Below are 11,717 nucleotides of genomic sequence, written 5' to 3' on the forward strand. Positions count from 1 at the left end.
CCTCCGACCCCGGCAGGCGCACGCGTGGGCGGGCCGGACCTACGCCCGCAACGCGTCCGCGGGTGCGGCCGGGCGGCGCGCGGCGAGCGCCCGGTCGAGGTCGGCGATCAGGTCGTCGGGCGCCTCGAGTCCGATCGAGAGCCTGACCAGGCTGTCGGCGGGCCGGGCGTCGGCGGCGACGGGCCGGTGCGTCAGCGCCGCGGGATGCTGGATCAGCGAGTCCACGCCGCCCAGCGACACCGCGTGGGTGAACAGGCCGACCGCCGAGGTCGTGCTCCTCGCGTGCTCGTAGCCGCCGCGCAGGTCCACCGAGATCATCGCCCCGGTGCCCTTCATCTGGCTCCCGAGCAGCTCCTGCGGGTCGCCGCCGAGCCCGGGGTAGTGGACGCGGGCGACGTCCGGGTGGGTCGCCAGCCACGCGGCGACGCGCTGCGCGCCGGACTGCTGGGCCCGGACCCGCAGCGGCAGCGTCGCCAGGCCCCGGTGCAGGAGGTACGCCCCCAGCGGATGGAGCAGGGCGCCCGTGACGGCCCGGACCCGGCGCAGCGCGGCCGCGGTCTCGCTCCCGCAGGCGACGACCCCGGCCACCACGTCGCCGTGCCCGCCGAGGTACTTGGTGGCGCTGTGCAGCACCAGCGAGGCGCCGCAGTCGATCGGGTTCTGGAGGACCGGCGTCGCGAACGTGTTGTCCACGAGCACCGGGACGCCTTGCGCCGCTTCGACGACCGCCCGGATGTCGACCAGCTCCAATGTCGGGTTCGCGGGCGTCTCGAGCACGATCAGCGCCGTGTCCGGCCGGACCGAGGCGGCCACGTCCGCCGCGGCGCAGAAGGTGGTCTCGGTGCCCAGCAGGCCCGTGGACAGGAGGTGGTCGGTCCCGCCGTAGAGGGGCCGGACGGCCAGGACGTGGCGGCGGCCCGTCTCCCCGGTGGCCGCGAGGACCGCGGCGGTCATCGCCGCCATGCCGGAGGCGAACGCCACCGCCTCCTCGGCGTGCTCCAACCGGGCCAGCGCCGCCTCGAACCGCGCCACGGTCGGGTTCCACAACCGCGCGTACACCGCGCCGCCCTCAGCGGTCGGCGCCCCGCCGGAGGCCATGGCCTCGTAGGACAGGCCGCCGGACTCGATGTCCGGCAGCGGGTTGGTCGAGGAGAGGTCGATCGGGAGGGCGTGGACGCCGAGTCCCGCCAGGTCCTCCCGGCCGGCGTGAACGGCGACGGTGTCGAGTTGCAGCCACGGCGAATCCATGCCCAGACTCTAGGGAGAACCGCAACGCTCTGCAATACTTGCCGCGGAAACCCGCGTCGTACGCGGATATCCATGAGGAATCGACGGAGAGGGGCCGCCATGGCGGGCGCGCAGCCGAAGAAACCGCAGCCGCCCGCGGCGCTGGACGGCACCGACCTGGCCATCCTCGCCGCGCTCGTCGAGGACGGGCGCACGACCAACGCCGCGCTCGCGGCCCGGGCGGGCGTGGCCGAGTCGACCTGCGCGTACCGCGTGCGCGCGCTGCGGGAGTCGGGGGTCCTGGCGGACATCCGCGCCCGGCTCAGCCCCGAGGCGCTCGGGCGCCCCCTTCACGCCATCATCAAGGTGCGCTTGGGAAGCCACAGCCGCGACCACGTGCACCACCTGTACGACAGGCTGGTCGGGCTGCCGGGGGTGCTGACGGTCTTCCACGTCGGCGGCGACGACGACTTCCTCCTGCACGTGGCAGTCGCCGGCCCCGAGGCCCTGCGCGACCTCATCCTGGAGCACGTGACCGTCCACCCCATGGTGCGCCAGACCGAGACCCAGCTGGTGTTCGAGGTCCGCGACGGCCGCGGCCTCCTGCCGCGGTGAGCCCGCGGGGCCGTTCGTCTCCCGTTCGCCGCCCGCTCCCCGCCCGGTCGCATACGAATTGACATCTATCGATCTCATGTGCGGCCGGAACCCTTGCCCTCCAGCGGACCGGGCCGCATAATTTCATTCGTTCCTGTACAGCCGCGGGACATCGATCCACCGTCACCCCCTCATGACGACAAGGGCCCTCACCCCTGGGAGCTCGTCGACGCCGACTGATGCGCCGTACCCCGGACCGCCGCCGGCACCGCCGGTCCGCCTTTCCGGGCGACAACCCAAGGAGGGCAACCATGCGAAGCCGCATGAGGAAGCTCATCGCCACCCTGTCCGCACTCGTCGTCGCCGTCGGCACCGCCGCCGTGGTGATCGCCGCCGCCGCCTCGCCGGCGCAGGCCCAGAACTGCAACGGCTACGTCGCGCTGACCTACGACGACGGCCCCAACCCGGGCACCACCAGCAGCCTGCTCAACGCCCTGACCTCCAACGGCCTGCGGGCCACCATGTTCAACACCGGGCAGCGGGTCTCCAGCAACCCGTCGCTCGCCCGCGCGCAGGTCGACGCGGGCATGTGGGTCGCCAACCACTCGTGGTCCCACCCCCACATGACCCAGTTGAGCTCCTCGCAGATGGCCCAGGAGATCTCCAGCACCCAGCAGGCGATCCAGCAGGCCACCGGGGTCACCCCGAACCTGTTCCGTCCGCCGTACGGCGAGACCAACGCGACCCTGAAGTCGGTCGAGGCCCAGTACGGGCTCACCGAGGTCATCTGGAGCGTCGACTCGCAGGACTGGAACGGGGCGAGCACCGCCCAGATCGTCCAGGCCGCCCGCAGCCTCCAGAACGGCGGCGTCATCCTGATGCACGACGCCTACCAGAACACCATCAACGCGGTCCCGCAGATCGCCGCCGACCTGCGCTCGCGCGGACTGTGCGCGGGGATGATCTCCCCGACCACCGGCCGGGCCGTCGCCCCCGACGGCTCCGGCGGCGGCAACGACGGCGGCGGCGGTGACGACGGTGGCGGCACCGGGACCGACCTGCTGCGCAGCGGCTCGGCCGGCAAGTGCATCGACGTGCCCGGCGGTCGCACCGACAACGGCACGAAGGTCCAGCTCTACAGCTGCTACGAGGGCGTGAACCAGCAGTTCACGTACACCGCCGCGCAGGAGCTGCGGATCCTCGGCAAGTGCCTCGAGGCGCCCTCCGGCGGCAACGGGACCCAGGTGCAGATCAGCACCTGCAACAGCGCCGCGGGTCAGAAGTGGACGTTCGGCTCCGACGGGTCGATCCGCAGCGTCGGGTACGCGAACGCGTGCCTGGACGTCTACAGCTCGTCCAACGGCGCCCCGGTGCAGCTCTACAGCTGCTGGGGCGGCGACAACCAGAAGTGGACCCGCGCCTGACGGGCCCCGCCGAACGGCGGCTCCGACCGGTCCGCGACCGGCCGGAGCCGCCCGCGACCGGCACCGCTACTTCAGCGCGAGCCAGCCGCCGTCCACGGGCAGTTCGGCCCCGTTGACGTAGCCCGCCTCCCCGGAGGCGAGGAAGGCCACGGCGGCGGCGACCTCCTCGGGGCGGCCGACGCGGCCCGCGAGGGTCTGCCCGCCCGCGAATTCGATCTCCTCTTCGGAGGTGTCCGCCCAGTGCGTGGTGAGGATGGGGCCGGGCGCGACGGAGTTGAACCTGACGTCGGGGGCGTACTCGACGGCGAGCTGCCGGACGAGCGCGCTGAGCCCGCCCTTGGCGGCGGCGTAGGCGGTGTAGCCGGGGTGCGAGCGGTGGGCGTGGACCGAGGAGACGGCCACGACCGCGCCGCGGGCGGCCCGCAGCGGCTCGATGAACGTCTTGACGCCGAGGTAAGCGGCCTTCAGCGTGACGTCCAGGGTCAGGTCCCAGTCCGCCTCGGCGATCTCGTGCGCCGCGCCGGGGACGCTCGCGAACGCGTTGGACACCAACGTGTCGAGGCGTCCGTGCGCGCCGAGCACGGTCGAGGACAGGGCCGCCCAGTCCTCGGCGCCGGAGGCGTCGCACCGCTGGAAGCGGACGTCGCCCTCGGCCCGCTCGGCGAGGCGCCGCCCGGCCTCCTCGTCGACGTCGGCGACGTACACGGTCGCGCCCTCGCTCGCGAGGCGGGCGGCGCAGGCCGCCCCGATGCCCTTGGCACCGCCGGTGACGACGGCGACACCGCCTTCGAATCGGTTCATCGGCACACCGTATCGCCCGGACCGGCCCCGCCGCATCCGACTGCGCCGCAGCCCGTCCCGCCGAACGCCACCGACCGCGCGTCAGCTCGACCAGGGGCCGACCGGTTCGAGCGAGGACACGATCGCGGTGAGCTCCTCCCGCGAGAGCGCCGCCTTGTCGCTGCGCAGGACCAGCGTCGGGAACTCGGCGTCGACCGGGTCGTCGAGCGTGACGATCGCGACCGGCTCGTCCCACGAGTCGCTGACGTTGGTGTACTCGCCGTAGCGCTGGACGAAGACCTGGGCCGGGCCGACGCCGGTCGCGACCTCGGCGACCTCGACCGGGTCGGGCACGTCCGCCAGCGTCCGGTAGACGCCGTGGCGGCCGTTGATGATCCGCTGCTCGCCGTCGACCGCGCAGTCGGACGCGAACGCCTCGACGGTCAGGTCGGCGCCGAACTCGTACCGGACGCCGCGGCACTCGGTGTCGGCGTCGCCGTCGGGGTTCGCGACCACCGCGTCGATGGCGAGGCCGCCCGGCACCGTCAGCACCACGGCCACGTGCTCGCCGTGGACGACCACCTCGTGGTCGGAGGAGGACAGGGGCCGGCCGAACATCCCGAGCACCTGCGATGCCAGGAGCACCAGGGCGAGCGCGCCGCCGAGGCCGATCGCGGCGCCGACGAGGACCCGCCGCCGGGTCGGCGCCCGGCGCGCAGGCGGTGCCGTTGTCGTGTCCATGTCCGCACCCTCCTCGACGCCGGCGGTTCTGCGGGACATCGTAGGTGGGCGCGTCACCCCCGCCCCCCCGCGCGGACGCGCCTCGGCGGCTGCGGTTCGGGCCCCGCCCCCGCACGGGCTGCGGGTCCCCGAGGACCCCTGCGCCTACCGCACCGCGGCGGACGCGCCGTCGCCGTCACCGCCGCCCGGGCGGCCGCCACTCCCGCCTCCGCGCGCCGCGGACGGCCGAGCCGCGGCGGACCCGCTCCGGAGACCGCCCGCGGCAAGGCGGACCGGCCGGGCGCTCCGCGTCCGCGCCTCAGCGGCCCGGCGGGGCCGTCGAGGCCCGGACCACCAGGTCGGTCGCCAGCTGCACGTGGTGCGAGTCGGGGTCCTTGCCGCCCGCGAGCTCGAGGAGGGTCCGCGCGGCGACGCGGCCCATCTGGCGCAGCGGCTGGCGCACCGTCGTCAGCGGCGGCTCGGTCCACGCCGCGTTGTAGGTGTCGTCGAACCCGACCAGGCTCAGGTCCTCGGGGACCCGCAGCCCGCGCGAGCGCGCCTCGCGCAGGACGCCGATCGCCATCGTGTCGTTGGCCGCGAAGATCGCCGTCGGCGGATCGGCGAGGTCGAGCAGCGTCGCGGCGGCCCGGCCGCCGGACTCGGCGTCGTAGCGCCCGGAGGCGGTCAGCTCGGGGTCGGGCCGCAGCCCCGCGGTCTCGAGCGCCTCCCGGTAGCCGTGGAGGCGCTCGCGGCCGAACACCGACCCGGGCGGCCCGCCGATGAAGCCGACCCGGCGGTGCCCCAGGCCGATGAGGTGCCGGGTGGCCTGCACGCCCCCGGCCCAGTTGGTGGCGCCCACGCTGTTGACGCGGTCGTCGAGCGGGTTCACCGGGTCGATCACGACCAGGCTCAGGCCCAGGTGCTCGCAGGCCTCGATCTCCTCGCCGGTCAGCTCGGAGGTGACCACGACGAGTCCGATGTGGCCTCGGGAGGCGATGTCCTTGATGCGGTCGGCGCCGAGCGACTGCGTGCGGGAGGTGCGGTCGCCGAGCGCGCTGGTCACCACGTCGACCCCCTGGGCGGCGGCCCCGTCGATGACGCCGTCGAGGACGTACAGCGCGTACATGTCCAGGATGTTGTCGAACACGACCTGGATCGCCCCCTTCGCGCGGGGCTCCCGGGGGCCGGTGCTGGGCATGTAGCCGAGCTCCTCGATCACCTGCCGCACCTGGCGCCTGGTCTCGTCGGAGACGCCGGGACGCCCGTTGAGCACTTTGGACGCGGTGGCCTTGGAGACGCCGGCCCGCGCGGCGACGGCCGCGAGCGTGGGGCGCTGCCGGGCGGCGTCGTCCGCCTCCTTGTTGCTGTCCGTCATGCGCACTAGTTTACGAAACAGATTCCGCGATGTTCAGGGCACTCGCCGCTTCTTCGCAGGCTCCGAGTTCATTCTTTACGCTTCCGTAACTTGACGCACGTCTAAGGGCGGCGTAGGTTGAAACTACAGAGAAACCAGTGAGAAACTGTTTCGTTGATCGAGTCCGGTCCCTCGGCCGGACCGCAGAAAGGATCCTGGCAATGAAGCTCGGAACTCGCCGCCGCTCGCTCCTCGCCCTCGGCGCCGTCGCTCCCGTCGCAGCCGCCCTCGGCGCGTGCGGCAACCAGCCCGGCGGCCCCAGTGGCGACGGCGCCACCGCCTGGGGGCTCACCGGCGGTGCCGAAGAGGCCATGCGGGCCTCCTTCGAAGCCTGGAACGAGGCCAACCCGGACGACCAGATCACCGCGGAGTACTTCGCGAACGACGCCTACAAGGAGAAGATCCGCACCGCGATCGGCTCCGGCAACGCACCCACCCTCGTCTTCGGCTGGGCCGGCGCCACCCTGGCCGACTACGTCGCCAACGACCAGGTCGTCGACGTCACCGAGTCCACCAGCGCCCTCACCGAGCGGCTCCTGCCCTCCGTGGCCCAGGTCGGCATGGTCGACGGCAAGGTCTACGCCGTCCCGAACAACCAGTCCCAGCCGGTCGTCCTCTACCACAACAACGAGGTCCTCGAGGCCGCCGGGACGCAGGTCCCCACCACCTGGAGCGAGCTGCTCGCCGCCGTCGAGGCCCTCAAGGGCGCCGACGTCATCCCGATCGCCCTGGCCGGCCAGAGCGTGTGGCCCGAGCTCATGTGGATCTCCTACCTGGCCGACCGCGTCGGCGGCGAGGCCGCGTTCCAGCGCGTCCTCGACGGCGAGGCCGGCGCCTGGTCCCACCCCGACATGCTCCGCGCCGCCCAGATGATCACCGAGCTGGTCGACGCCGGGGCCTTCGGCGACGGCTTCGCGTCCGTCGTCGCCGACGCGGGCGCCGACCACGCCCTCGTCTCCACCGGCAAGGCCGGGATGATCCTCCAGGGCAGCTGGATCTACCCCGAGTTCCTCACCAACGCCCCCGACCTCGTCGCGGGCGGCAACCTCCTGTTCTCGACGTTCCCCGTCGTCGAGGACGGCGCGGGCGACCCCACCAGCATCGTCGGCAACCCGGCGAACTACTGGTCGATCACCGCCAGCGCCTCCGAGGCCGACCAGGGCACCGCCGCCGACTACCTCTCCGAGGCCGTCTACGACGAGGAGCACATCGACTCGCTGCTCGCCATCGGCGCCGTCCCGCCCGTCGCCGGGCTCGAGGACCGCATCGCCCAGGAGGACGACCCCGCGTTCCTCGACTTCACCTACGCGATGGTCCGCGACGCCGCCCACTTCGAACTGTCGTGGGACCAGGCCATCCCCGCCGACCAGGCCCAGGAGCTGCTGAACAACCTCAGCCGCCTCTTCCTCGGCGAGATCACCGCCGAGGAGTTCGCCGAAGCCATGGACGCCACGCTGTGAGCCTCGGCGCCACCGCGACCCGCCAGGGCACGCGCCGCCGACGCGGCGCGCGCCCTGGCGGGCCCTCACGATGGATGGCCGCACCCGCGCTGATCCTCTTCGGGGTCTTCGCGATCGTGCCGCTGTTCGGCGTCGCCGCCCTCTCCTTCGTCCACTGGGACGGCCTCGGCGCGATCACCTGGGCGGGCTTCGACAACTGGACGGACGCCGCCTCCGACCCGGTCTCCAGGAACGCCCTCTGGCTGACCGTCAAGCTCACCGTCCTCTGCGTGCTCTTCCAGGCGCCCGTCAGCCTCCTCCTCGGCGTGTTCCTCGCCGGGCGCCAGCGCTACCGGGCCCTCCTCGCCACCCTGTTCTTCCTGCCGCTGCTGTTCAGCTCCGCGGCCGTGGCGATCACCTTCACCGCCCTGCTCGACCCGAACTTCGGCGCGGGCTCGGCCCTGGACCTGCCGCTCCTGGCGCAGAACTGGCTCGGCGACCCGCAGCTGGCCCTCTACGTCGTCGTGTTCGTCATCGGCTGGTGCTTCATCCCGTTCCACACGCTCATCTACCAGGCCGGCACCCGCCAGATCCCCCGGGAGCTGTACGAGGCCTCCCGCATGGACGGCGCCGGACCGGTGCAGCAGTTCTTCCACATCACCCTGCCGATGCTCAAGTACACGATCGTCACCTCGACGACCCTCATGACCGTGGGGTCGCTGACCTACTTCGACCTCATCTTCGTGCTCACCGGCGGCGGCCCCGGCAACGCCACCCGCGTCCTGCCGCTCGACATGTACCTCACCGGGTTCCGCTCCTACGACATGGGCCGCGCCAGCGTCCTCGCGCTCGTGCTCGTCATCGTGGGCCTCGCGGTCTCGCTGGGGCTCAACCGGATCACCGGCGCCAGCCGCATGGAAAGCCAGTCGGAGGGCTCCTGATGGCACTACAGCGCAACGAACACCGCCCCAACGTGGTCGGCGCGGCCTTCGCCTGGCTCTGGCTGGCCGTCATCATCCTGCCGATCTACTACATCTTCATCACCAGCCTGCGGCCCCGCGAGGACTACTACGCCGAGAACCCGCTGTCGTGGCCCGCGAACCCCACGCTCACCGCCTACCAGCGGGTGCTCGAGAACGACTTCCTGCGGTTCTTCGCCAACAGCGTCGTCGTCACCGCCGCCTCCGTGGCGGTCACGCTCGCCGTGTCCGTCATGGCCGCGTACGTCGTCGTCCGCAGCCGCGACGGCTTCGGCCGCAACCTGTTCCGCGTCGCCCTGCTGGGGATCGCCATCCCCATCCAGGCGGCGATCATCCCCGTCTACTACCTCATCGTGCAGCTCGGGCTCTACGACACCCTCGCCGCGCTCATCCTCCCGTCGATCGCGTTCTCGATCCCGCTGACGCTCCTGATCCTCACGAGCTTCCTGCGGGAGATCCCCGAGTCGCTGTTCGAGTCGATGCGCATGGACGGCGCCACCGAGTGGCGGATCCTGCTGCGCCTGGTCGTCCCGCTCGCGCGGCCCGCGCTCGCCACGGTCGGCGTCTACCAGGCCCTCCAGGTCTGGAACGGCTTCCTGTTCCCGCTGGTGCTCACCCAGAGCGCCGAGACGCGCGTGCTCCCGCTGTCGCTGTGGAGCTTCCAGGGCCAGTTCGGCGTCGACGTCCCCGCGGTCCTGGCCGCGGTGGTCCTGTCGATCCTGCCGATGCTCGCCGCCTACATCCTGGCCCGCCGCCAGCTCGTGTCCGGCCTGACCGCCGGATTCGGGAAATAACGAAAGAGAGCTGATCAATGGTCGACACCTGGCGCGATCCCGCCGCCCCCGTCGAGGCCCGGGTCGAGGCCCTGCTGGCCGAGATGACCGCGGAGGAGAAACTGGCCCAGCTCGGCAGCTTCTGGCCCAAGCGCGGCGACGACGCCGGCGAGGGCGAGGTCGCGCCCATGGAGGACGCCATGAACGGCGGCCCCAAGACCCTGGAGGAGGCCTCGGTCCACGGCCTCGGCCACCTCACCAGGGCCTTCGGCACCCAGCCCGTCGACGCCGCGGCCGGGGCCGCCGACCTCGAGCGGATGCAGCGCGGCATCGTCGAGCGCTCCCGCCTCGGCATCCCCGCCATCGCGCACGAGGAGTGCCTGACCGGGTTCACCACCCTCGGCGCCACGGTCTACCCGACCTCCCTCGCCTGGGCCGCGACGTTCGACCCCGAGCTGATCGGCCGCATGGCCCGCCGCATCGGCGCCGACATGCGCGCCGTGGGCGTCCACCAGGGGCTCTCGCCCGTGATGGACGTCGTCCGCGACTACCGCTGGGGCCGCGTCGAGGAGACCATGGGGGAGGACCCCTACCTCGTCGGGACCGTCGGCAGCGCCTACGTGCGCGGCCTCGAATCGGCCGGGATCGTCGCGACCCTCAAGCACTTCGCCGGGTACTCGGCCTCCCGCGGCGCCCGCAACCACGCCCCGGTCCCCATGGGCCCCAGGGAGTTCGCGGACGTCATCCTCCCGCCGTTCGAGATGGCGGTGCGCCTGGGCGGCGCCCGCTCGGTCATGAACTCCTACACCGACGTGGACGGCCTGCCCGCCGCGGCGAACCGCGAACTGCTCACCGGCCTCCTCCGCGACCGGTGGGGCTTCACCGGCACCGTCGTCTCCGACTACTGGGCCATCGCGTTCCTCGACATGATGCACCGCGTCGCCGCCGACCGCGCCGACTCCGGCGCCCAGGCGATCACCGCGGGCATCGACGTCGAACTGCCCGCCGCCGACGCCTACACGCAGCTCGGCGCCAAGGTCGCCGCGGGCGAACTCGACCAGTCCGTCGTGGACGCCGCCGTGCGCAGGGTCCTGCGCCAGAAGGCCGAGCTCGGCCTCCTGGACCCCGAACCCGCGCTCGCCGCCCCGGACGCCGGCGTCGACCTCGACAGCGCCGGCAACCGCGCCCTCGCCGCCGAGATCGCCGCGAAGTCCGTGGTCCTCCTCGACAACGACGGCGTCCTCCCGCTCGACGCCCCCGGTTCGATCGCGCTGATCGGACCCACCGCCGACGACGCCCGCACCTTCCTCGGCTGCTACTCCTTCCCCAACCACGTGCTCTCCCGCTACCAGGACCGCGGCACCGGCGTCCCGATCCCCTCCCTCCTCGACGCCCTCCGCGCCGAGCTGCCGGACGCCTCCGTCTCCTACGAGCAGGGCGTCCCGGTCCGGGAGGCCGACCGCACCGGCATCGAGGCGGCCGTCGCCGCCGCGGCCGCCGCGGAGGTGTGCGTGCTCGCCGTCGGCGACCTCGCCAGCATGTTCGGCCGCGGCACCTCCGGCGAGGGCTGCGACGCCGCCGACCTGAACCTGCCCGGCGTCCAGACCGAGCTCATCGAGGCCGTCCTCGCCACCGGCACGCCCACCGTGCTCGTCGCGGTCTCCGGCCGCCCGTACGCGCTCGGCGCCTTCGCCGACCGCTGCGCGGCCGTCGTCCAGGCGTTCCTCCCCGGCGAGGAGGGCGGCGCCGCGATCGCCGGGGTCCTCTCCGGCCGGATCAACCCCGGCGGCCACCTGCCGGTCGGCATCCCGCGCGACCCGGGCGGCCAGCCCGGCACCTACCTCGCCCCGCCGCTCGGCCAGTTCAGCGAAGGGGTCTCCAACATCGACCCGACCCCGCTCTACCCGTTCGGCCACGGCCGCTCCTACACCGAGTTCACCTACAGCGACCTGGAACTCGACGCGGAGGCGATCGGCACCGACGGCGGGCTCGACATCGCGGTCACCGTCGCCAACACCGGCGGCAGGAGCGGGGAGGACGTCGTGCAGCTCTACCTGTCCGACGAGGTCGCCCAGGTGACCCGGCCCGTGCGCGAACTCGCCGGCTACGCCCGCCTCGGCCTCGAAGCGGGCGAGTCCAAGCGCGTCGTCTTCACCCTCCACGCCGACCGCACCTCCTTCACCGGCCGCGACGGCGCCCGCGTCGTCGAACCCGGCGACTTCACCGTCGCCGTAGGACACTCCAGCGCGGACCTGCCCCTGCTGGGGCGGTTCCGCATCGAGGGCGCGACCCGCGCCGTCGAGGGCGAGCGCGTCATGACCACCGGCGTCCGGATCACCGAGAACTGAAACAGCAGAGGAGCAGAC

At 72.9% G+C, this 11,717-nt stretch carries 10 protein-coding genes; 6 read left to right on the top strand and 4 right to left on the bottom strand.

Going from position 1 to position 11,717, the window contains the following annotated elements; genetic code table 11:
* Positions 1–39 precede the first annotated feature (39 nt).
* On the bottom strand, positions 40–1,248 hold the full coding sequence (locus tag LO763_RS27295) for a trans-sulfuration enzyme family protein (protein WP_230791356.1): 1,209 nt from the start codon (positions 1,246–1,248) through the stop codon (positions 40–42).
* Between the two features lie 99 nt (positions 1,249–1,347).
* Here LO763_RS27295 and LO763_RS27300 point away from each other — a divergent pair, with 99 nt between their 5' ends.
* Together LO763_RS27300 and LO763_RS27305 are read left to right on the top strand one after the other, a co-directional pair.
* Positions 1,348–1,842, top strand: a complete 495-nt coding sequence (locus LO763_RS27300) for an Lrp/AsnC family transcriptional regulator (protein ID WP_230791358.1) — start codon at positions 1,348–1,350, stop codon at positions 1,840–1,842.
* Positions 1,843–2,132: 290 nt separating this feature from the next.
* Complete coding sequence (locus LO763_RS27305) at positions 2,133–3,245, top strand: polysaccharide deacetylase family protein (protein WP_230791377.1); 1,113 nt, start codon at positions 2,133–2,135, stop codon at positions 3,243–3,245.
* Positions 3,246–3,311: 66 nt separating this feature from the next.
* Here the strand turns inward: LO763_RS27305 and LO763_RS27310 are convergent, their stop codons facing one another.
* The 3 genes from LO763_RS27310 to LO763_RS27320 all read right to left on the bottom strand — a co-directional run bounded on the left by LO763_RS27310 (position 3,312) and on the right by LO763_RS27320 (position 6,120).
* Positions 3,312–4,046 carry an SDR family NAD(P)-dependent oxidoreductase gene (locus LO763_RS27310; protein ID WP_230791379.1) on the bottom strand — a complete coding sequence of 245 codons (735 nt, stop codon included), beginning with the start codon at positions 4,044–4,046 and terminating at the stop codon, positions 3,312–3,314.
* A gap of 81 nt (positions 4,047–4,127) precedes the next feature.
* Positions 4,128–4,766 carry a hypothetical protein gene (locus LO763_RS27315; RefSeq protein WP_230791381.1) on the bottom strand — a complete coding sequence of 213 codons (639 nt, stop codon included), beginning with the start codon at positions 4,764–4,766 and terminating at the stop codon, positions 4,128–4,130.
* Positions 4,767–5,064: 298 nt separating this feature from the next.
* Positions 5,065–6,120 carry a LacI family DNA-binding transcriptional regulator gene (locus LO763_RS27320; protein ID WP_230791383.1) on the bottom strand — a complete coding sequence of 352 codons (1,056 nt, stop codon included), beginning with the start codon at positions 6,118–6,120 and terminating at the stop codon, positions 5,065–5,067.
* 200 nt (positions 6,121–6,320) lie between these two features.
* On the opposite strand from LO763_RS27320, the gene LO763_RS27325 reads away from it, so the two are divergent.
* The 4 genes from LO763_RS27325 to LO763_RS27340 all read left to right on the top strand — a co-directional run bounded on the left by LO763_RS27325 (position 6,321) and on the right by LO763_RS27340 (position 11,699).
* Positions 6,321–7,619 carry an extracellular solute-binding protein gene (locus LO763_RS27325; protein WP_230791385.1) on the top strand — a complete coding sequence of 433 codons (1,299 nt, stop codon included), beginning with the start codon at positions 6,321–6,323 and terminating at the stop codon, positions 7,617–7,619.
* Between the two features lie 74 nt (positions 7,620–7,693).
* The gene (locus LO763_RS27330; RefSeq protein ID WP_230791394.1) at positions 7,694–8,539 is read left to right on the top strand and encodes a carbohydrate ABC transporter permease; all 846 of its coding nucleotides are present in this window, start codon (positions 7,694–7,696) and stop codon (positions 8,537–8,539) included.
* On the top strand, positions 8,539–9,372 hold the full coding sequence (locus LO763_RS27335) for a carbohydrate ABC transporter permease (protein ID WP_230791399.1): 834 nt from the start codon (positions 8,539–8,541) through the stop codon (positions 9,370–9,372). Before LO763_RS27330 ends, LO763_RS27335 begins: the two co-directional genes overlap by 1 nt.
* Positions 9,373–9,389: 17 nt before the next feature.
* A complete protein-coding gene (locus tag LO763_RS27340) occupies positions 9,390–11,699 on the top strand; it encodes a beta-xylosidase/alpha-l-arabinosidase (protein WP_230791401.1) in 2,310 nt (769 codons plus the stop codon).
* Positions 11,700–11,717: the final 18 nt, after the last annotated feature.

Origin of the sequence: Glycomyces amatae, assembly GCF_020991375.1 — a bacterium.
Taxonomy (GTDB): Bacteria; Actinomycetota; Actinomycetes; order Mycobacteriales; family Micromonosporaceae; genus Glycomyces; species Glycomyces amatae.

Coding starts and splice junctions, on each gene's coding strand:
- LO763_RS27295 (WP_230791356.1), bottom strand. CDS start 1,248: ATGGATTCGCCGTGGCTGCAACTCGACACCGTCGCCGTTCACGCCGGC.
- LO763_RS27300 (WP_230791358.1), top strand. CDS start 1,348: ATGGCGGGCGCGCAGCCGAAGAAACCGCAGCCGCCCGCGGCGCTGGAC.
- LO763_RS27305 (WP_230791377.1), top strand. CDS start 2,133: ATGCGAAGCCGCATGAGGAAGCTCATCGCCACCCTGTCCGCACTCGTC.
- LO763_RS27310 (WP_230791379.1), bottom strand. CDS start 4,046: ATGAACCGATTCGAAGGCGGTGTCGCCGTCGTCACCGGCGGTGCCAAG.
- LO763_RS27315 (WP_230791381.1), bottom strand. CDS start 4,766: ATGGACACGACAACGGCACCGCCTGCGCGCCGGGCGCCGACCCGGCGG.
- LO763_RS27320 (WP_230791383.1), bottom strand. CDS start 6,120: ATGACGGACAGCAACAAGGAGGCGGACGACGCCGCCCGGCAGCGCCCC.
- LO763_RS27325 (WP_230791385.1), top strand. CDS start 6,321: ATGAAGCTCGGAACTCGCCGCCGCTCGCTCCTCGCCCTCGGCGCCGTC.
- LO763_RS27330 (WP_230791394.1), top strand. CDS start 7,694: ATGGCCGCACCCGCGCTGATCCTCTTCGGGGTCTTCGCGATCGTGCCG.
- LO763_RS27335 (WP_230791399.1), top strand. CDS start 8,539: ATGGCACTACAGCGCAACGAACACCGCCCCAACGTGGTCGGCGCGGCC.
- LO763_RS27340 (WP_230791401.1), top strand. CDS start 9,390: ATGGTCGACACCTGGCGCGATCCCGCCGCCCCCGTCGAGGCCCGGGTC.